Annotated in this window: 17 protein-coding genes and 1 pseudogene; 9 read left to right on the top strand and 9 right to left on the bottom strand. The window is 70.6% G+C overall.

Annotation, left to right across the window (positions count from 1 at the left end):
- Positions 1–53 precede the first annotated feature (53 nt).
- The 3 genes from ACBJ59_RS08715 to ACBJ59_RS08705 all read right to left on the bottom strand — a co-directional run bounded on the left by ACBJ59_RS08715 (position 54) and on the right by ACBJ59_RS08705 (position 3995).
- On the bottom strand, positions 54–185 hold the full coding sequence (locus ACBJ59_RS08715) for a SapB/AmfS family lanthipeptide (protein WP_103955008.1): 132 nt from the start codon (positions 183–185) through the stop codon (positions 54–56).
- Positions 157–2730: a class III lanthionine synthetase LanKC gene (gene lanKC, locus ACBJ59_RS08710; protein WP_375109635.1), complete on the bottom strand. Its 2574-nt coding sequence runs from the start codon at positions 2728–2730 to the stop codon at positions 157–159. Before lanKC ends, ACBJ59_RS08715 begins: the two co-directional genes overlap by 29 nt.
- Before the next feature lie 134 nt (positions 2731–2864).
- Entirely contained in the window at positions 2865–3995 is a 1131-nt protein-coding gene (locus ACBJ59_RS08705) for a sensor histidine kinase (RefSeq protein ID WP_375109634.1), read from the bottom strand.
- A 198-nt stretch (positions 3996–4193) separates the two neighbouring features.
- Between ACBJ59_RS08705 and ACBJ59_RS08700 the strand changes: the two genes are divergently transcribed.
- Entirely contained in the window at positions 4194–5159 is a 966-nt protein-coding gene (locus ACBJ59_RS08700; RefSeq protein ID WP_375109633.1) for an aldo/keto reductase, read from the top strand.
- An 82-nt stretch (positions 5160–5241) separates the two neighbouring features.
- Entirely contained in the window at positions 5242–6921 is a 1680-nt protein-coding gene (gene polX, locus ACBJ59_RS08695) for a DNA polymerase/3'-5' exonuclease PolX (protein WP_375109632.1), read from the top strand.
- 294 nt (positions 6922–7215) lie between these two features.
- On the opposite strand, the gene ACBJ59_RS08690 is transcribed toward polX, so the two are convergent.
- Positions 7216–7569, bottom strand: coding sequence for a hypothetical protein (locus tag ACBJ59_RS08690; RefSeq protein WP_375109631.1), 354 nt, complete (start codon positions 7567–7569; stop codon positions 7216–7218).
- 314 nt (positions 7570–7883) lie between these two features.
- Complete coding sequence (locus tag ACBJ59_RS08685) at positions 7884–8486, bottom strand: cadmium resistance transporter (RefSeq protein ID WP_375109630.1); 603 nt, start codon at positions 8484–8486, stop codon at positions 7884–7886.
- Positions 8487–8957: 471 nt separating this feature from the next.
- Between ACBJ59_RS08685 and ACBJ59_RS08680 the strand changes: the two genes are divergently transcribed.
- The 3 genes from ACBJ59_RS08680 to ACBJ59_RS08670 all read left to right on the top strand — a co-directional run bounded on the left by ACBJ59_RS08680 (position 8958) and on the right by ACBJ59_RS08670 (position 12699).
- Positions 8958–9689, top strand: coding sequence for a hypothetical protein (locus ACBJ59_RS08680; protein ID WP_375109629.1), 732 nt, complete (start codon positions 8958–8960; stop codon positions 9687–9689).
- Between the two features lie 260 nt (positions 9690–9949).
- A complete protein-coding gene (locus ACBJ59_RS08675) occupies positions 9950–10996 on the top strand; it encodes a sulfite oxidase (RefSeq protein WP_375109628.1) in 1047 nt (348 codons plus the stop codon).
- 143 nt (positions 10997–11139) lie between these two features.
- On the top strand, positions 11140–12699 hold the full coding sequence (locus ACBJ59_RS08670) for a wax ester/triacylglycerol synthase family O-acyltransferase (protein ID WP_375109627.1): 1560 nt from the start codon (positions 11140–11142) through the stop codon (positions 12697–12699).
- On the opposite strand, the gene ACBJ59_RS08665 is transcribed toward ACBJ59_RS08670, so the two are convergent.
- The gene (locus ACBJ59_RS08665) at positions 12637–13188 is read right to left on the bottom strand and encodes a helix-turn-helix domain-containing protein (RefSeq protein WP_364135386.1); all 552 of its coding nucleotides are present in this window, start codon (positions 13186–13188) and stop codon (positions 12637–12639) included. The genes ACBJ59_RS08670 and ACBJ59_RS08665 overlap by 63 nt on opposite strands.
- 542 nt (positions 13189–13730) lie before the next feature.
- Between ACBJ59_RS08665 and ACBJ59_RS08660 the strand changes: the two genes are divergently transcribed.
- Together ACBJ59_RS08660 and ACBJ59_RS08655 are read left to right on the top strand one after the other, a co-directional pair.
- Positions 13731–14303: a TetR/AcrR family transcriptional regulator gene (locus ACBJ59_RS08660; protein WP_375109626.1), complete on the top strand. Its 573-nt coding sequence runs from the start codon at positions 13731–13733 to the stop codon at positions 14301–14303.
- Positions 14300–15817 (top strand): MFS transporter, encoded by a 1518-nt coding sequence (locus ACBJ59_RS08655; protein ID WP_375109625.1) that lies wholly within the window; start codon positions 14300–14302, stop codon positions 15815–15817. Before ACBJ59_RS08660 ends, ACBJ59_RS08655 begins: the two co-directional genes overlap by 4 nt.
- Positions 15818–16050: 233 nt before the next feature.
- Here ACBJ59_RS08655 and ACBJ59_RS08650 read toward each other — a convergent pair whose 3' ends face one another.
- On the bottom strand, positions 16051–16485 hold the full coding sequence (locus tag ACBJ59_RS08650; protein ID WP_364135393.1) for a helix-turn-helix transcriptional regulator: 435 nt from the start codon (positions 16483–16485) through the stop codon (positions 16051–16053).
- A 133-nt stretch (positions 16486–16618) separates the two neighbouring features.
- Between ACBJ59_RS08650 and ACBJ59_RS08645 the strand changes: the two are divergent.
- Positions 16619–16957 (top strand): annotated as a pseudogene (locus ACBJ59_RS08645) (STAS domain-containing protein); the annotation flags it as partial.
- Between the two features lie 307 nt (positions 16958–17264).
- Here ACBJ59_RS08645 and ACBJ59_RS08640 read toward each other — a convergent pair.
- Positions 17265–18194: an aldo/keto reductase gene (locus ACBJ59_RS08640; RefSeq protein ID WP_375109624.1), complete on the bottom strand. Its 930-nt coding sequence runs from the start codon at positions 18192–18194 to the stop codon at positions 17265–17267.
- A 36-nt stretch (positions 18195–18230) separates the two neighbouring features.
- Between ACBJ59_RS08640 and ACBJ59_RS08635 the strand changes: the two genes are divergently transcribed.
- Positions 18231–19184, top strand: a complete 954-nt coding sequence (locus ACBJ59_RS08635; RefSeq protein WP_375109623.1) for an alpha/beta hydrolase — start codon at positions 18231–18233, stop codon at positions 19182–19184.
- 10 nt (positions 19185–19194) lie between these two features.
- Here the strand turns inward: ACBJ59_RS08635 and ACBJ59_RS08630 are convergent, their stop codons facing one another.
- Positions 19195–20217: a polyprenyl synthetase family protein gene (locus ACBJ59_RS08630; RefSeq protein ID WP_375109622.1), complete on the bottom strand. Its 1023-nt coding sequence runs from the start codon at positions 20215–20217 to the stop codon at positions 19195–19197.
- Between the last annotated feature and the right edge of the window lie 95 nt (positions 20218–20312).

Below are 20312 nucleotides of genomic sequence, written 5' to 3'. Positions count from 1 at the left end.
AGCTGGGAGTGGTCCCGCGCCGTCCTGGCCGGCGCGGGACCTATATCACGAGATCAGTGGCAGAGAGCGACACTGAGATTGCTGGGCTTGCCGGAGTGGCAGGAGAGAACGGTCAACGTGCTGCCGCCGCTGGCCACGTCGCTGGCCGCGGGAGCCTCAAGACCCTGCAGGTCGAGAAGTACCATGTCGTACACCTCCTTCCGTGGTGTGGTCGGGGACAGGCCGCTCGGGTGCGGCCTCGAGGAACGGCAGATGGCAGGGCCGCTCGCCCAGCACTGCACCGAGGGCGAAGAGCACGCCGGCCGTTCCGGTCGCGAAATCCATGGACAGGCGCAGGAGCTGGTCACCGGGGAAGGCCAGCCCGCCGCCGTACGGGAGCGCGTGCCACCGCAGCCCCTTCACCAGCTCGGTGAGGTCGCCGGCGCCCGCGGCGAGCATCCCCGCGCGGCCGGTGAACAGCCCCGCCTGCACGAAGAAGCCCGCGCGGCCGGCGAGCCGCAGCTCGGCCAGCGCCGTCGCGAACGCCTCGTCGTGCCGGTGCCGCAGGTAGCGCTCGACGACCAGGGCGATGCCGGCGGACCCCTCGTCCAGGTACGGCAGCAGCCGCCACCCCTGGTTCACCTGGAGCGAGCCGTCCTCGGAGTGCCGGCAGCGGCGCAGGTCCTGCCGCAGCGCGGTGGCCGCCAGGTCGAGCAGCGCCGCGTCGCCGGTGCGCTCGTAGGCGTGCAGGAACAGCAGCGCGGGGCCCGAGGATCCGTGCATGAGCCCGGCGCGCGGGCCGGCGCCGCCGCTGATGTCGGGTACGGGGGTGTCGAGCCGCCCGGCGCAGATGTCCACCGCGCGCAGGGCCAGGTCGGTGCGGCCGAAGCGGAGCAGGTTCAGCCCGATGCCGGACAGGCCGGAGATGAGGGCCGATTCCAGGCGCTCCCACTTCTCGCGCAGGCAGACGTCGATCAGGTCGTTCGCGTCCTGGTCGTGTCCGAGCAGGCCGAGGACGTACGCGATGCCGTGCAGGCCGTCGTACAGGCCGAGGCCGGAGCCCTGGACCGGGCGGCGGGCGCGCTCGCGCAACCAGCGCTCGTACTCGGGGTAGGGGCCGAGCCCGGCGCAGGCGAGGGCGAAGAGCACGCCGGCCGCGCCGTGGGCCAGGTCGAGCCCGCCACCGGGGCGGAACTGGGCCACGTCGCCGGGGAACAGGCGGTCGTCCCGCTCCGGCGTTGCGCCGGCCAGGATGGCCCTGGCCATGGCGTCGCGCAGCTCCGGCCAGCCCGCCGTCCCGGGCATGGGCAAGGGGGTGGCGTCCGGAGCGGTGTCCGGGGCGCTGCCCGCGATGGTCGAGACGGCCTCGTCGATCATGGAGCCGGGCACGGGGAAGGTCTCCTTGACGATCTCCCCCAGGTGCGCCACCTTCGGCCGGTGCAGCGGCAGCATGATCGTGCACTGCGGGGCGAACAGGCCCAGGCGCAGGCAGGCCAGCGCGTACCGGTCCACGTCCACGCCCTGCCGGTCTGCGGGCGGGGCGAAGGCGGGGTGGGCGAGCGCGGCGCGGCCCTGGTCGCCGGCGAGCGTGGCGACCTCGAAGTCGATCAGCGCCACCCGGCCGTCGTCGGCCAGCAGGATGTTGTCGGGGTGCAGGTCGCCGAAGACCACGTCGCGCTCGTGCAGCGAACCGACCGCCCGCGTCACCTCGTCGAGGGTCTCGACGGCCCAGGAGGTGTACTCGGCGAGGTCCCGCTCGGTGCAGGTGGCGCGGGTCAGCGGGTAGCGGTGCACCAGCCGCCGCTGGAGCGGCGTGCCGTCCACGAACTCCATGACGAGGAAGTGGTGCTCGCCCAGCGTGAAGTAGCCGCGCAGCGCGGGGGCGGCCGGCAGCCCGGACAGCCGTTCGAGGATGTCGCGCTCGTGCTCGATCCGGCTGACGGCGTCGCGCCCGGCCGCGTCCAGCCCGGCGTGCGGCCTGGCCTCCTTGAGCACCACCTGCTCCCCCGAGCGCTTGTCGCGGGCGAGGTAGACGCCGCCGCCGTTGGAGAAGTGCAGGACGCGCTCGATGTCGTACGGCAGCCCGGTCGTCGTCACGGCGTTGCGCGCGGCGAGCTGCGGCTCCAGGAAGGCGGGCAACGTCGTCCACGGCGGCACCGAGAACGTGGCACCCCGCACGTCGGGCACGAGCCTGCCCTCGCCGTCCTCGACGGCCAGCACCCGCTCGCCGGAAGGGGACAGGCAGTGGCGCTCGGCGAAACCCCCGTACCTGACGAACAGCGGGCCGGTGCCGTAGCGCAGGTCGCTCAGGATGTACGGCCCGCGCACGTCGCGCAGGAGCTCGTCGAGCTCCTTGAGGACGAGTTCGAGCTGGGCCTCGTCCCTCGGATAGATGGTGATCAGCTTGCCGCTGGAGGCCCTGGAGGCGGCCTTGGAGTTGACCATGACGAGCACGGGCAGACCGCGCAGGAACTTGAACGCGATACCGCGCGGCAGGCAATAATCCCATACTGCGGCAATGGCTTTCTCGGCGTCCGGCACGCGGGCCGAGACGTGAATCTTCCACCCCTGGGCGGGAAGGGGCGGCTCGTTGTCGGGGGCGTAATAGCACCAGGTGTCCGTCAGGGCGGTGGACCAGCCGGCGGGCAGTGACCTGCGCAGAATGGGAAAGTCGGCGTCCGCGGCCGTGCTGTGCTCAAGGGTGTCGTAGAAACACGGGTCCACAAGGCAATACAGCTCGTACTTGTCCATCTGGCGGGGACCTCCAGGGCGATGTGTCTAGAGCTTCCCGCCGGGGACGCCATTCGGCTAGTCATATAATGCATTGCCGATGCGTGGCTATTGAATTTCGCTTTGTGCATTCCTCACCAATGACCGGGCGCCGGTTATTTCTTTCGTGGCACGTATACGCTGAACGTGAACTGCCCCGACCTGGAGGAGGTCGCCTCCAGCCAGCCGCCGAGGCCGGAGACGCGCTCGGCCAGGTTCAGCAGGCCCTGGCCGGCCTCGCCGGGGCGGCGCGGCGGGCGCACGCCGTCGTTCCTGATCGTCAGGCGGACCATCTGGTCGCGTTCCAGCAGGTGGACGGAGCACTGGCGGGCCTCGGCATGCCGGAGCACGTTCGTCACCCCCTCGCGCAGGGCGTGCGTGAGCGCCTCCTCCACCTCGGCCGGCAGGTCGCGGCAGGACACCCTGATCTGGCAGCGCACCCGTACGGACTCCAGCAGCGACCGCGCCGAGCCCAGCTCCGCCGCCAGCGAGGAGCTGCGCAGGCCGTGGGCCACGGCCCGGACGTCGGCGGACAGGTTGCGCAGCAGCTCCAGCACCTCGCCCACCTCGTCCTGCGCCTTCGCGTCCCGCTCGGCCACCAGCCGGTCCAGGAGCTGCACCTTCAGCACCAGCACCGTGAGCCGGTGGCCCACCAGGTCGTGCAGGTCCCGGGTGAAGCGGCGGCGCTCCAGCGCGACGGCCCTGCGCATGACCTCGGTACGCGCCTCGCCCAGCCGCCGGGCCCGCCCGGTGAGCGTCACCACGGCGTACTCGGCGATGCCGACCAGCGGGGCGGCGACCGCCCAGAGCGGATGGATCGTCGCCGGCTCCGGCGCGGCCAGCACCACCGGCCCGCACGCAAGCGCCAGCGCGACCAGCACGATCGAGCGGATCCGGCCGGCCATCACCAGCAGGGCGCCCGTCAGCAGCCCGCACACCGGGGTCCACACCGCCCCGAACACCGTCAGCGGCAGGTAGGTCAGCCACGCCTGCACCGCCACGATCCACCACCCGCTCGCGCGACGCGCCGGGATCTCGGTGACGAACTTGACGTGCAGCACCAGCAGCACGAGCAGCGTCATGACCCCCTCGGCCAGCATCCCCGCACCGGCCAGCCCGATCACCACCGGAGCCGCCAGCCCGACGATCCCCGCCACCAGGCCGAGTCCGCCCACCCAGTACGGAGACGACAGGTCGTCGAGCTCGGCACGCGCCCGGGACAGGAGTCCCCGGTGTGTGTCCTTCACCTCACCCCCGGTGCGTATCGGGTCCACCACGGTCTCGACACGGCTCGCCGCATCGCCAGAGCGCCCACCGTTTTGCAACGTTCCTCTAATCGACCCGATCAGCGTCGCCCGTGTAAAGGTCATTTCCGCTTTTGGACAGCCCTGACTGCCTGTTGACCCGTTCAGTGGCCATGGCATTCGGGTCATAGGGTGAACGGTATGGATTACACGCGACTTGGTAACACGGGCTTGCAGGTGTCGAGAGTTTGCCTGGGCATGATGAGCTACGGCGATCCCAGGAGACAGGAATGGGCGCTGGCGCGGGAGGAGGCCGAGCCCCTCGTCCGCCGGGCCGCTGACGCGGGAGTGACGTTCTTCGACACCGCCGACGTCTACAGCGCGGGCGCGAGCGAGGTCGTGACCGGCGAGGTGCTGCGCGCCATCTTCGGCCGGCGCGAGGATTACGTGCTGGCCACCAAGGTGTATTTCCCGATGAGCCGGAGCCGCAACGACCGCGGGCTGTCGCGCAAGCACATCCTCGACTCCATCGACGCCTCGCTCAAGCGGCTCGGCACCGACTACGTGGACCTCTACCAGATCCACCGCTGGGACGACGAGACGCCTGTCGAGGAGACCATGGAGGCGCTGAACGACGTGGTCAGGGCGGGCAAGGCCCGTTACCTGGGGGCGTCGAGCATGTGGGCCTGGCAGTTCGCCAAGGCGCAGCACGCGGCCGCGGCCAACGGCTGGACGAGGTTCGTCTCCATGCAGAACCACTACAACCTCCTCTACCGGGAGGAGGAGCGCGAGATGCTGCCGCTCTGCGCCGACCAGGGCGTGGGCGTGATCCCGTGGAGCCCGCTGGCCCGCGGCGTGCTGGCCAGGGCCGGCGCGGCCGCCACCACGGCCAGGGCGGGGTCGGACGAGCGGATCGACCACCTGTACGACCCGGAGAACGACAAGCTGATCATCGACCGGGTGGCGCAGGTGTCCACGGACCGCGGCCTGCCCGCCGCGCAGATCGCGCTGGCCTGGCTGCTGCACCGCGGCGTCACCGCGCCGATCGTGGGCGCCACGAAGGAGCGGCACGTGGACGACGCCGTGGCGGCCGTGTCGGTGTCGCTGTCGGAGGAGGAGATGGCGTTCCTGGAGGCGCCGTACCGTCCGCGCGAGGTGCGCTTCTAGACGGGCCTGCGAGACGGCTGCGGGACGGCGGCCGGGCGGTTGCCAGGCGGGGATTGTCGGCCGGGGATCCTAAGGTATGGGCATGCGGGCAAATGAGGAGGCGGCGGCGGCGCTGCAGGAATACGCGGAGCTGTTCGCGCTCTGCGGCGGCGACGCCTTCCGGGTGCGGAGCTACCAGAAGGCGGCCAAGGCGATCGCCGGGTTCCCCGAGGACATCTCGGTGGCCGACGTGCGCGGCGTCCCCGGGGTGGGCGAGGCGATCGCCAAGAAGATGGAGGAGTTCCTGCAGCGGGGGAGCTTCCGGCAGCTCGACGACCTGCGGGGCCGCGTGCCCGAGGGCGTGCGGCGGCTGACCCGGGTGCCGACGCTGGGCCCCAAGACGGCGATCATGCTGTTCGAGGACTACGGCATCGACTCCACCACGGCGCTGAGCGAGGCGATCACCTCCGGTCGTCTCGACGGCGTCAAGGGCCTGGGCCCGAAGACCCTGGCCAACCTGCTCAAGGGCATCGACCAGCTGGATCAGTCCGGCCGCAGGGTGCACATCGGCATCGCGATGTCCCTGGCCGAGCAGGTGATGGCCTCGCTGAAGGCCGAGCGCATCGCGTACGCGGGGTCGCTGCGGCGGATGAAGGACACGATCGGCGACATCGACATCCTCGCGGTGGCGCCCGAGTCCATCATGGAAGACTTCCGCGCCCAGCCCTATGTCGCCGACGTGATCGCCGCCGGCGACAAGAAGACCTCGATCCGCACCACGTCCGGCCTCCAGGTGGACCTGCGCGTGGTGCCGGCCGGGTCGTGGGGGGCGGCCATGCAATACTTCACCGGCTCCAAGGAGCACAACGTCGCCATCAGGGAGATGGCGGTGAAGAAGGGCTGGAAGCTGTCCGAATACGGGCTGTTCGAGGGCGATCGGGTGATCGCCGCCGAGTCCGAGGAGGACATCTACGCCGCGCTCGGCATGCAGTACGTACCACCGCCGATGCGCGAGGACGGCGGGGAGGTCAAGGCGGCGCTGAAGGGCGAGCTGCCGGTCCTCGTGGAGCTGGCCGACCTCAAGGGCGACCTGCACACCCACACCAACCTGACCGACGGCATCGCCTCGCTGGAGGACATGGTGGCGGCCGGCCATGCCCGTGGCTACGCCTACTACGCGGTCACCGACCACGCGCCCGACCTGGCGATGCAGCGCATGACCCTGGACAAGGCGCTGGAGCAGCGGGGCCGGGTGGCCGAGCTGCAAGCGAAATATCCCGACATGCGGCTCCTGCACGGCACCGAGCTCAACATCGGCCCCGACGGCTCGGTGGACTGGCCCGGGGAGATCCTGCGGGAGTTCGACGTGTGCGTGGCATCGGTGCACTCGCACTTCGGCCTGTCCCGCGACGACATGACCCGCCGCTTCATCGCCGCCTGCGAGAACCCGTACGTCGACATCATCGGCCACCCCACGACCCGCAAGATCGGCAAGCGGGAGCAGGTGGACGCCGACTGGGAGGCCGTCTTCCGCGCGGCGGCCAGGACCGGCACCGCCATGGAGATCGACTCCTTCCCCGACCGCTCCGACCTGCCGTCCGACCTGGTGCGGCTGGCCAAGCACCATGGGGTGAAGTTCTCGATCGACAGCGACTCGCACGCGATCCCGCACCTGGCGAACCAGCGGTTCGGGGTGGGGATCGCGCAACGGTCCTGGCTCACCACGGACGACGTCATCAACACCTGGCCCCTCGACCGGCTCCGCACCTTCCTGGGCCGCTGACCGCCCACCGACCCGACTAACCTCCGGCCCCGCCCGCCGAGGGGCCACCTGCGAGCGCTGACCTTCCCCGGCCCTGGCCGGCACTCACCCCCTTCGGCCCCTCAACCCCTCGACCCGAACCTGCACGCCAGCCCAGCCCCGCCTACGGGCCCTCGCCGATTGGCGAGGGCCGCGTGCGACGGGGCCGCATGGGATGGGGCCGCATGGGGTGGGGCCATGTGCGGCGGGACGCGTGCGGCCGTGCAACCGCCGTAATAAGGGGCCTCGCCGGAGGGGCTGGAACGTGTTCACCGATCACCCGCTCCAGGGCTGAAGACGGTCACGCCAGACCCAGAACCCCTTGTGCTCACCGCTCTTGAGCCGCACCCAGTGCTCGCGGCCCCGGCCTATGGCGGCGCAGGTGGCGCGCACGGGCTCCTTGGAGGGAGCGAGCTCGCCCTTCTTCCCGAACTGCTTACCGGGCCCCATCCTGACGGGGGCCGCTTCGTCCGTCTCGTTCACGTAGTGGCAGGTCGGCGACTGCTGCGTGCCGGCTGCCAGGGGTGTGCCGACCGCCAGGGGCGTGGCGCCCGCCGGAGCGGGCGGGGCGGCGGCGAGGGGGGTGAGGGCGAGGGCGGCGCTGGTGAGGACGCGGTTCACGGCTCCCATGCATGGTCTCCTTCCGCCGGACAGACCTCAGCAGCTCCCTTCTCGCAGATCCCGATTTAATGCCATAAATCTGGACATTTTGCCGAAACCTGGGAGGCGGAAAGTCGGCGAGGAGAGGCGGTCAGCCGCAGGAACTCCCGCGACAACCCCCATGAGGCCGTACGACAGCCGGCGCGATCACCGGCGCCACCCAGGACGCCACCACCGCAACCGCGAGCCCGATCACCAGATCCCACCGCCACATACAGGCCACAACCCCCCAGCTCCTCCCGCCGCAGTACGACCCGGACACACCCCTCCGCCCAGCAAGTCCCTTACAGGCCGAAGGCTCCGCCCTCGACCAGGATGAGCACACCGAGGCCGATCAGCACGATCGGCAGCAGGACATGACCCCATCGACTCAGCGCCCGCGCGACGACCGGCCGGTTGGCGAGGAACCGTCCAGCGGCGCACCACACGGCGACCAGGGCCAGGAAGACGACAATGTAGACACTCATCGAGCCGGCCCCCGCCGTGGCGAACACCGGGACGTACACACCGATGTTGTCACCGCCGTTGGCGAAGGTGACCGCAGCGACCTCCAGCACCTTCGGCCCACCGGCGTGCTCTTCACCGAGCGCTTCCTCGCGGGCGTCGCGCCGCTCCTTCCACGCCTGCCAGGCCGCCTTGAGCCCGAGGGCAAGCGGGAGCAGGCCCAGGTAGGGCAGGACGGGTTCGGGCAGGAAGGTCGCACCGAAGGCGGCGGCCGCAGCCACCGCCAGAATGCCGAGGAAGCCGAGGTATTGTCCGGCCACCACCCGCGCCGCCGCACCCCGACGTCCGGCCCCCTGGGAGAAGAACAACGCCAAGACCAAGATGTCGTCGATGTTGGTGACGGCGAACAACCCAGCCGCCTGCCCGACAACGCCCAAATTCACGCCAGGTTCTTCCCTCTCACTCCGATACGCCCGGGGCGACCCTACCGGCCACGTACGCATCGGACGCCGCCACCATCGACGACGGAGAAGACACCCTTCATACGGAAGCCGGTTCCGCAGACCACCGGCTCACCCCGCCTCCGTTACGCGCCCTCCACCACCTTCAGAACTGCCACCACCTCAGACCACGCCAGCACACACTGACGGTCTCGCCCACCCGCACGCTGACGGTCACCCCACCCACCAAGGGCGAGCGACCGTCATGCCAACCCACACGGATCGACCAGCACGCCAAGCGGCGGGGCGGCGCGTGCATTGACCGTAACTGCCACCACCACCGGCTCATGCCAGGACCCCTGAGCTCCACCCTCGGAATGGCAAACCCTGGTCGGATGTGGCCCGCCCGAGAATACGAGAGAGTGTCCTCGCCACCTCGCACCCCACCGAAGGAAGACCTGGAGGATGCACTCCGTGCCCAAGAAATCGCGCAAGCTCTGGACGCGCATTCTCGCGGTGCTCACAGCCCTGCTCGCCGTGGCCATCGCCGGGGTGACCCTGGCCTACCCCTCCGTGGCCGCGACCACCTGCCCCGGCTGCTACGGCCTGACCGAGCTGGAGGAGTCCGTCTACACGGAAGACGGCCTGACGGATGCGCAGAAGAGACAGGTGGAGCAGGTGGTGCGGGAGGCCCGCCAGCGGGTCACCGGCTTCTACGGCCGCCAGACGAGCTCCCCCAGCCTGCTCATCTGCGTGACGGAAGCCTGTTATGAGCGCATCGGCGGCGGAAAGGAGCGCGGCATAGCAGTGCTCAACAGAGCGGTGATGCTGTCGCCGAGAGGCCTCAACGCGGTGATCGCCTCGCACGAGATGTCCCACGTCGAGCTGCACACCCGGCTCACGTCCGGGGCCGAGGCGGTTCCCCAGTGGTTCGACGAGGGTTTAGCGGTGGTGGTCTCCGACGACGCCCGCTACCTCGCCCCGCAGACGCAGCCGGACCGCTGCCTCACAGAGCCGTCCGGCCCCCTCCCGACCACGCTCGAGGAGTGGTTGACGGCCGCGAGCAAGGACGCCGGCGCCTACGCCAAGTCGGCCTGCCAGGTCAGTCGCTGGCTCCACGACAACGGGCAAAGCGCAGGCCTCCTGACCTTGATCGACCGCCTCAACGCAGGCGAGCCGTTCACCGCAATCGTCACCCCCACCTGACCCACCAACACCCGCTCCACCCACGGGGCCCGCCCACACCACACCCCTGACAAGCACCCCCTGCTACCAGCCACCAGCCGTCAGCCCGCCGGTTGGTTCGACCTCGTGCTCGGGTATGCCTCCCCGGCTCGGGTAGAGGTCCAGGGCTGGAACGTTCCCGTACCGATACGCCAGATTTTGGCAATGGAGGATGCGGCCGGACAGCGCGAGGAGATTAAATGGTTTCCAGGTAGGAAATAGGTACTAGGAGGTGATGCTCCATGAAGCAAGCCACGGCGACGATCGTGAAGCCGCTGCCCGACCACCTGTTCAAGGTGCACGGCAACAGCGCCGAGATGCGCTGGGAGTCCATGGCGGGGCTGGGCTACCACACCCCGAACGACCGGTTCTTCGTGCGGAACCACACCTTCACCCCGCTCATCGACGTCACCACCTGGCGACTGCGCGTGCACGGGGCGGGAGTGCGATGTCCGCGCGAGTTCGGCTACGAGGATCTGCGGGCCATGCCGTCGCGTACGTTCGACATGGCGATCGAGTGCGCGGGCAACGGACGGCGGTTCTACCGGACGCAGCAGCACGACGGCGCACCCGGGACGCAGTGGGGGCTGGGAGCCATCGGGGTGGCGCGGTGGCGGGGAGTGCCGCTGAAACACCTGCTCAAGGAGGTCGGAGTGCTGCCTGGGGCGGTGGACGTGCTGCCCACCGGGCTCGACGCGCCGTTCGAGGATCATGGGCACGTGCGCAGGCCGCTTCCCATCGACAAGGCCATGGACGACGTCCTCGTCGCCTACGAAATGAACGGCGTTCCGCTGCCGCCCGACCACGGATTTCCGGTGCGGCTGGTGGTGCCGGGATGGGTGGGAATAGCCTCCATCAAATGGCTCGGCGACCTGGAAATTTCAACGACGAAGCTCTTCACGCCATGGAACACGGTGTTTTACCCCGACGTCACGACGCAGCCGGTGAAGAGCGCATTCGAGCTTCCCTGGAATGCGCGCCTGCCCCTCCCCGGGCCACACGTACTGCGCGGGCGGTCCTGGTCGGGCCGGGGCAGGATCGTACGGGTGGAGGTCAGTTTCGACGGCGGTCTCCATTGGCGCGAGGCCGAACACCACGGGCAACACCTGGTCAGCGCGTGGCTCCCCTGGCACGTCGAGTGGGCTCCGCAGCGTACGGGGACGCGGTTGCTCATGGCGCGCGCCACCGACGAGACCGGCGCCACGCAACCCCTCACCACGCCCCGGCACCCGTTCGGCTACCACTTCGACGCTGTCGTGCAACACCCCATTCACGTGGTCAATGGGTAGGGAATTGTCACTTTTCCCCGCTGAGCTGGAGGTTTTCTAAACGCGCGTACGGCCCATCGGAATTCATCTGGAAGACTCGCGCAGAAACCTTCCGGAAATCCCGCCATGTGATGCTTCCCACACTCAAGGGAAAAGGAGAGCCGATGCGCCGGCTGACCGCACTCGACGCCCAGTTCCTCAATATCGAGACGGCGACGACCGCCGCGCACGTGGCAGGACTGGCGCTGCTCGACCCTGCGGACGGCTCGGTCACCAGGGACGCACTGGCAGAGCTCCTGCTGGATCGCCTCCACCTCTCACCCGCACTCAGCCTGCGCGTGGCGGAGGTGCCGCTCGGGCTGGACCTCCCCTACTGGGCCGCCGATCCCGACTTCGACATCGACAACCATCTGTTCGAGATGACGCTCCCCGAACCGGGGGACCAGTGGCAGCTCGCCGAGGCCGTCGCGGAGATCCACGCCCGTCGGCTCGACCGGGCGCATCCGCTGTGGGAGATGCACCTGATCAACGGGCTGATCGATGGCAAGGTGGCCGTCTATACGAAGGTGCACCATGCCGCCATCGACGGCATCTCGGGCGCGGAAACCCTCGCCACCCTGCTCGACCTGACCCCGGACGGCGTCGCGCCACGTGACGGTGCCCGCCCCGGCGATGACACGGCCTCCTGTGATGTCGTCGCGCCTCGCGACAGTGACAGTTCCCATGACGAGGTTCAGCACGTGGACCAGCCGTACGACGACGCTCCCGGCCTGGTCGGGATGCTCGCCGGGGCCGCTGTGCGTACGGTGACGCACCCCGTACGGGCCGTCCAGTCGGTGGTGCGGGCGGCTGGGGACCTGGACGCGATTCCCGTCGTCGGCGGGCTGCCCGGGGCGAAGCTGATCGCCAAGGCCGCTCGCGTGGTGGCGCGCGACGAGCAGCGCCGTCCCGACCTGCCCAGCCTCGCCGTCCCGCGCACCCCGCTGAACGGCCCCATCAGCGCCCGCCGTCAGCTGTCCTTCGGGTCCCTGCCGCTCAAGGACATCAAGAAGGTCGCCAAGGCCAACGGCATGAGCGTCAACGACGTCGTCATGGCCCTCTGTACGTCGGCCCTGCGCTCGTGGTTGCGCGAGCGTGACGCGCTGCCGGAGGCGCCGTTGATCGTGGCCGTGCCCGTGGCGGTCCGGAAGGCCAAGGCGAAGGACCTGGTCGGCAACCAGATCTCGGCCATGGTCGCCCCCATGCCGACGAACATCCCCGACCCCAAGGAGCGGTTGCAGGCGGTCGGTGCCGTGATGGGGAGGGCGAAGCGGCGGTTCGCGCTGGCCCCGGCGACCTGGCTGAGCGAGCTGTGCTCGGTGCTGCCCGCGCCGGTCACGAGCCTGGCGACGCCGGCGCTCTTCCGGCTGGCGGGGATGGCGTTCCCGCCGATCAACCTCATCATCAGCAACGTCCCGGGCCCGCAGTTCCCGCTGTACCTGTGTGGCGGCAGGGTCCTGTCCTACTATCCGATGTCCGTGCTGACCGACATGAGCGGTGGCCTGAACATCACCTGCTTCTCCTACGACGGCATGCTCGACTTCGGCATCGTGGCCTGCCCCGAGCGGATGGATGACGTGTGGGGGCTGCTGGACCACCTGCGCACGGCGCTGGACGAGTTGCTAGACGAGCGAGTGGGCGATGAGTTCCGCGACGGCGTCCGGGTCGATCTGGTGGCCGGTTAGCTGGCAGAGGTTCTCCTGATAGAGCAGTACGGCGGCGAACGTGGCCGCCGCCACCTCCAGCCGCGCCGCGTCCCCGCGCGTACCGGGCAGGGCCAACTCCAGCGCGAACCTGGCCCGCCTGACGAGCTCACCGTTGAGGCGGCCGAGCCGTTCTTTGACGGAACGGTGCGTGTCGGCCTCGCGGAACAGGATGCGCCGCATCGCCGGTGAAGCGCGCAACGGCAGTCCTCGGGCCAGCCGGGACAGCGTTCCGGCCGGGTCGCCGGGGACCGCGTCGACCTCGCGTCCCTCTTCGACCGTGGTGCGCTCGTAGACGAGGGCCACCAGTACGTCGACCTTGCGCGGGAAGTACTGGGAGATCAGGTCTTTGGGGACCTTTGCCAGCTTTGCGATGACCGCGGTTGGGGTGGCCTCGTAGCCACCGCCCGCGAACAGCTCCTCCGCCGCGTCCAAGATGCGCGTCCGCGCGTCACCGATCGCCACCACCACAGCTCGCACCTTAATGCGGCCGGGGGTGCATCGCCATGCCGGGAGCGCGAGAGCCCGCTGCCGCGTCGTGCCCTGTCACGCCGTAGCGGACGACAGCCGGGGTCCCGGCGGGGACCCGGCGCGGCGGGGGCCGGGCGCGGCGGGGGCCGGGCGCGGTCCGGGCGCGGTCCGGGCGCGGTCCGGGCGCGGTCCGGGCGCGGTCCGGGCGCGGTCCGGGCGCGATTCGGGCGCGGTCCGGGCGCGGTCCGGGCGCGATTCGGGCGCGGTCCGGGCGCGGTCCCGGCGGGGCCGGGCGTGCCACCGCCGATGGCCGGGGGCCAACGCCGGTCGTCGGGGCGCTGTCCCTTTGATGGGCCGACCCCAGTTGGTCGGGTCACCGCCGCTGGGTGGGTCGCCTCGTACGGCGTGACGCCGGCCGGGACAGCCGGGACGGCCGGGTCGGTCAGGTTGGCGCTGGCGGCTGTCCGTGGGTTTCCGGCACTGGCGAGGCTTTGATGTAGCATGTGAGACAAAGATGTCTCAAACGATACGCAGGTGTGTGCATGGCAGCGACCCGTGAGCAGGTCATGAAGGGCGCGATCCAATACCTCAACGAGAACCCGAACGCTTCCATGGCGCAGCTCGCGGAGGCCGTCGGGATCAGCAGGGCCACCCTCCACCGCCACTTCAGCAACCGCGACGACCTGATGCTCGCCCTCGGGCACCGCGCGCACGAGCAGTGGGCCCAGGTGCAGGCGAGCAGTGGCATCGTCGAGGCGACCGCGGCCACCGATCCCGAAGTGGTCCGGCGGGCGATGAACGCGTTACTGGCGGGCCTGATCGACGTGGCCGACGAGTACGGGTTCGGCCTGACGGACTACGCCATGGCGGTCCATCCCGAGCTGGCGCGCCGCTCCGACGAGCTGGAGGAGCGCGAGATCGCGTTCTACGCCGCCGCCCAGCGCGCCGGCCTGCTGCGGGCCGACCTGCCCGCCCGCTGGATCAGCAACACCGTGTACGGCCTGCTCGTCACCGTACGCGAGAGCCTGCGACGCGGCGACGTCGCCCGCCGGGACGTGCCCCGGCTGCTGCACAGCACGTTCATGGACGGTGCCGCACCCCGGGAGGAAGTATGACGATCACCACGTCGCCCGTCTCGTCGAAGCGGCGGTGGGCGGCACTGGCCGTGCTGTCGGCCAGCGTGCTGGTCGTGGTCATGGACATGACCATCCTCAACGTGGCCCTGCCCGCCATCTCCGCGGACCTGCGCCCGGACTCGATCCAGTTGCTGTGGATGGTGGACGCGTACGCGCTCGTGCTGTCCGGGCTGCTGGTCACGGTGAGCGCCCTGGGCGACCGGTGGGGTCGTAAGCGGATGCTGATGGTCGGGTTCGCGGTGTTCGGGGTGGCCTCGCTGGCGGTGCTGGCGGCGGGCAGCCCGATGCAGGTGATCGCCGTACGGGCGCTGCTCGGCGTCGGCGGTGCGATGATCATGCCGTCCACGCTCTCCATGATCCGGAACCTGTTCACCGACCCCGGCGAGCGCGCCAGGGCGCTCGGCGTGTGGGCGGCGATGGCCGCGGTCGGGGCGGCGCTGGGGCCGATCGTGGCCGGGGTCCTGCTGGAGCACTTCAGCTGGCATTCGGCGTTCCTGGTGAACGTGCCGGTCATGGTGATCGCGATCGCCGCCGGGCTGTTCCTGCTGCCGGAGTCCAGGAACCCGGCGCCCGGCCGGTGGGACTCCCTGGGCACGCTGCTGTCGATGGCGGGCATGGTGGCCCTGGTCTACGCGGTCAAGAACTTCGGCAAGTACGGCCTCACCTCGCCCGGCGCCCTGGTGGCGACCGCGGTGGCGGCGGTGACGCTGGGCTGGTTCGTGATGCGGTGCCTGCGCAGGCCGGATCCGCTGCTGGAGATCAGGCTGTTCCGCAGCAAGCCCTTCTCGGCCGGGGTCGTGACGGCGCTGACCACGTCGATCGCGATGGCGGCGGTGCTGCTGCTGCTCGCGCAGTGGATGCAGCTCGTGCAGGGGTACGGGCCGCTGGAGACGGGCGTACGCCTGCTGCCCGCGGCGCTGGCCGCCATCGTCGCCTCCCCGCTGGCCCCGGCGGTGGCGGCGCGCATCGGCGCCCGTACGGTGCTGGCGGGCGGGCTGGCCGTCACCGGCCTGGCGTTCCTGCTGTTGTACGTGGCCCCGGGCCCGCTGGACTACTGGCCGATCGCGGTCGCGCTCACGCTGATCGGCCTCGGGAACGGCTCGCTGGCGATCGCCTCGGCCGCGATCATGTCCGGCTCGCCACCCGCGAAGGCGGGCAGTGCGGCGGCCATCGAGGAGACCAGTTACGAGGTGGGCGGGGCGCTCGGCGTGGCCGTCCTGGGCAGCGTCGCGGCCGCGGCGTACCGGGGGGAGCTGGCGTACGAGGGTCCGGCCGCCGGTGTCGTACGGGAATCGCTGGGCGGGGCGCTCGACGTGGCGAGGGAGCTGGGGCCGGCGGGGGTCCGGCTCACGGAGGAGGCGCGGGCGGCGTTCACCGACTCGCTGGTGCTGACCAGCGGGGCGGGGGCGGTGCTGATGCTGGCGGGCACGCTGGTGGCGTGGCTGCTCACCCCGCGCGACCTGGACCTGTCCTCGGCCGACCACTCGCACTGAGCCCGGGCAGACGGCCCAGGATCGGTGCTCGCTCCACCGCGCTGACTCTTCGTGCCATGAGGCCCGTTGAGCGCGGGGTGCCCGGGCGCTTGAGGTGCGAGGGGCAGGCGGGGTGCTTGGGGTTTATGGGGCAAGAGGTGTGCGGGGGTGCAGGTGCGCCGGGTGCGGGGGTGCAGATGGCGGGATGTGCAGGGTCGGAGGTGCGCGGGGGCGGGGCCCCCGAGGTGTCGCGGTCAGCGTTCCGGGCCGGCGACCTGGTCGGCCACGCGGCCGATGCGGGCCAGGCGGGCCAGGGCGGGCCGGGAGAGCACCTCCCCGATGTCGTGCAGGGCGACGATGAGCTCCTCGACCCCGTCGAGCGGCATGTCGGGCTCCCTGCTCAGCAGGATCCCCCGGTAGTCCTCGGGGGAGACCGCCCCGCCGGGCAGCTCGATCCGTACGTCCTCCGCCCGGAACAGCACCGGCACCGAGGTGTCGAGGACCAGGGCCAGGGCGGTCAGCTCCGCCGCGGTGAAGGAGCGCTGGCCGCGCTCGGCCTGGTGGACGGCCTGGCGGCTCCAGGGCCGGTCCAGGTAGCGGCCCAGGGCCTCGCCCAGCTCGGTCAGCGACATGCGGCGCTCGGCACGCAGCCGTGCGATCTGCCGGCCAATGGCCTCTTCTACCCTCATCTCCTCAACCCCTGTCATTCCTGGCGATGACACCGACAGTCCGTGATTGACGGGAGGGCGATCGCGGAAGTACTGTAAATCTACAGAGTTCCCCGTCAATGTAGTCAATGACACGACTGATGGTGAGGCGCAAATGCAGGACATCGTCATCGAAGTGGTCGGACCGGTCGGCGACTGCGCCGTGCTCAAGGTCGGCGGCGAGGTGGACGTGTTCACCGCTCCCAAGCTGCGCGAGCAGGTGGTGGACCTCGCGGGCAAGGGCGTCGTGCACATCGTCGCCGACCTGAGCGGCGTGGAGTTCCTCGACTCCACCGGTCTCGGCGTCCTCGTCGGAGGGCTCAAGCGGCTGCGTACGCTGGACGGGTCGCTCTCGCTCGTGATGACGACGGATCGTATCTCGCGCATCTTCAAGATCACCGGGCTCACCGCCGTCTTCGCCTCCCACTCCTCCGTCCAGGACGCCATCGCGGCCGACGCGCACTGGTCGCACGCGGTCGAGGGCGAGGCCGGAAGCGTCGAGGAATGGTGCCGCCGGCACGGGCTGGCCTCGTCCTAGCGACAGCTCCGGACTCACCGACGTCGCGCGCCCGGCCTCCGCACACAAGCGAGCCCGGGCGCGGCAACGGTCCCGCCCCGCGAAGCACCCCAGAGCACACCCCCGGCACCCCGGAGCACCCCCAGGACCGCGAAACACCCCAGACAACCCCGAAGCATCCAGAGCGCCGCGAAGCACCCTAAGACGCCATGCAGCGCCGTGAAGCGCCCGTGAAGCGCGGGTGTCAGGGGCGGGACGCCTCGTCCAGGATGGTCAGCTCCTCCTCGCTCAGCGTCACCGCCGCCGCCTCCATCAGCGGCCGCAGCTGCTCCACGCTCCGCGCGCTGGCGATCGGCGCCGTGACCGTCGGCTGGGCGGCGAGCCAGGCCAGCGCCACCGTCGCCGGCGCGGACTGCCGCTCCCCCGCCACCTTCACCAGCGCCTCCACCGTCCTGGGCCCGTGCTCGGTCTCCAGGTATTCGGCCGCCTTGCCGGCCCGCGGGCTGTCCACGCTCACCCCGGGCGCGTACTTGCCGGTCAGGAACCCGCGCGCCAGCCCGAAGTACGGCGTGCTGGACAACCCCTCCTGGGTTACCACGTCCCGCAGCTCGCCCTCGTAGCCGCGCTCGACCAGGTTGTACGGCTGCTGCAAAGCCACGTACCTGGCCAGCCCCTCCTCCTGAGAGGTCTTCAGCGCCTCGGCCAGCCGGGCGGCCCCGTAGTTGGACGCGCCGACGTGGCGGACCTTGCCCTCGCGGACCAGCGCGTCGAACGCGGCCAGCGACTCCACCAGCGGCGTGTCGTGGTCGTCCACGTGCGCCCAGTAGAGGTCGATGTAGTCGGTACGCAGCCGCCGCAGCGAGTCCTCGACCGCCGTCCTGATCGTCGCCGGAGCCAGCCCCTGCAGCCCCTCCAGCATGCCGACCTTGGTGGCCAGCACGAGGGAGTCGCGGTTGCGGCGGTCGGCCATCCACTCACCGATGATCATCTCGGAGGTGGACTCACCGGTGGCCCAGTACGGGTAGACGTCGGCCGTGTCGATGAAGTTGCCGCCGCCCTCGACGTAGGCGTCCAGGACCGCGAACGAGGTCTCCTTGTCGGCCGTCCAGCCGAAGACATTCGCGCCGAGCGATATCGGGAAAACGGACAGGTCCGTAGTGCCTATTGATCTCATCCCGCTATTATCCGCGCAGCCAATGTTGGAGGCTCGATGCGGCCCCGGTTACCTGGTTGCCTGGTCGGCGCGCTGATCGCCGCCCTTCTGTGCCTGGTGGGCGTGGCGGTGTGGCTGCCCGGTCAGGAGGAGCCGCCGGCGCCGGAGCCCGCCCGGACGCCCGTGGAGGTGGTGGCGGAGCGGCGGCTCGACGAGCGCAGGATGGAGCTGACGATCAGGTCGGACGCGCTCGGCGCGACCACGAAGGTGCGCCTGCTGCTCCCCGACCGCTGGGAGTCGCGTACCGACTGGCCGGTGCTGTGGCTGCTGCACGGCGGGCTCGACGACCACACCTCCTGGACCGCGAAGACCGACGTCGAGGCGCTCACCCGCGGCACCGGCGTGCTGGTCGTGATGCCGGACGGCGGCAGGTGCGGCAGCTACTCCGACTGGTGGAACGGCGGCGCGGGCGGCCCGCCGCGCTGGGAGACCTACCACCTCGGGGAGCTGCTCCCGCTGCTCGAAGCCCGCTACCGGGCGGGCGGGCGGCGCGCCGTCGCGGGCTACTCGATGGGCGGGCAGGGCGCCATGCTGTACGCGGCCAAGGGCGGCTTCGAGGCGGCGGCCTCGTTCAGCGGCGCGCTGCACATCCTCGGCCCCGGCGTCCCGCAGGCCGTGATGGCCGGGACGGCGATCGGCTGCTTCGGCACCGACTGGAAGCGCATCTGGGGCGACCCGGAGGAGCAGCGCGACGTCTGGCGCGCGCACAACCCCTACGATCTGGCCGACCGGCTCAAGGGCGTCGAGCTGTACGTGGCGGCCGGGCAGGGCGACCTGGTGGAGGACCTGGCGAACCGGGCGGCCAGGTCGTTCGCCGGGCGGCTGGAGGAGCTGGACATCCCGGCGCGCACCCACTTCTCCCGGGGCGGGCACAATCACACGTCCTGGCAGAGGGAGCTGCACCGGGCCTATCCGATGCTCATGTCGGCCATCGGCGCCGGCGCCTCCTAGAGATCACGCCCTAGTTGACCCGGTTCACCAGGGACTCGCACAGGGCACGCAGGTCCGTGGCGTCCGGCAGGCATTCGTCGAGGACGTCCATGGCCGATGCCAGGTGGCGCTCCGCCAATGCCTGGGCCGCCGCCCGGCCCCCCGCCTCCTCGGCCAGGTGGGCGGCGCGGCGTACGGCGTCGTCGTCCATCGTCCTCGAGACGAGGATGGTCGACAGCTCGCGGGCGGCCGTCCGCTCCGAGGACAGGGCGGCGAGGATCGGAAGCGTTTTCTTCTCGCGTCGCAGATCGCTGTGCACGGGCTTGCCGGTCAGGCCCGGGTCACCCCAGATGCCCAGCATGTCGTCCACGATCTGGAAGGCGATGCCCAGATCCCGCCCCATGTCCCACATGCGGTCGGCGAGCTGCGGAGCGCCGCCCATCGCGACGCCCGCCGCCGCGGCCGCCCCCAGCAGGCTGCCCGTCTTGCCCGCCACCATCTCCAGGTATTCGGCGGTGGAGACCTGGTCGGGCCCATGCCATGAGCGCTGCTCGAAGGCCATGTCGGTGGTCTGGCCCCGTACGAGCTCGACGAGGGCCGCCGACAGGTAGCCCATCGCGTCGGGCCGCCCGGCGACCTGTCTGATGGCCAGGGCCAGGAGCGCGTCACCGGTGAGCAGCGCCGGCCCCACGCCGTACGCCTTCCAGAGCGCCTCGCGGTGCCTGCGCCGCTCGTCGTTGTCGATGATGTCGTCGTGCACCAGCGAGAACGCGTGCACCAGCTCGACGGCCACCGCCGTCGGCAGCGCCGGCTCCGCGTCACCACCGGCCGCCTCCGCGCTGAGCAGAGCGATCGCGGGCCGCACGCCCTTGCCACCGCCGTCGTCCTGCCACCGTCCGTCGACGTCGGACCACCCGAGCGTGAACGCCGCCATCATCGCGCCCCACGGGTGCAGGACGGAGACTGCTTCGCGAAGCGCGGGCTCGAACAGCCTCCGGCAGCGCGCGATGACCTCCCCGCCAGGCCGGACGGGGTCGAGGGGGTCGGCTGCCATGCGTGCGCTCCTAGTCAGTACGATCTTGAATCTACACAGAGTGTCGTGTGATACTCCACGGAGAGCTTAACTTTTGTCAGGAAATATCCGTCATG

It is taken from the genome of Nonomuraea sp. MTCD27 (genome assembly GCF_041950495.1).
Classification (GTDB): domain Bacteria; phylum Actinomycetota; class Actinomycetes; order Streptosporangiales; family Streptosporangiaceae; genus Nonomuraea.
This window is presented reverse-complemented; position numbering and strand designations above follow the sequence as displayed.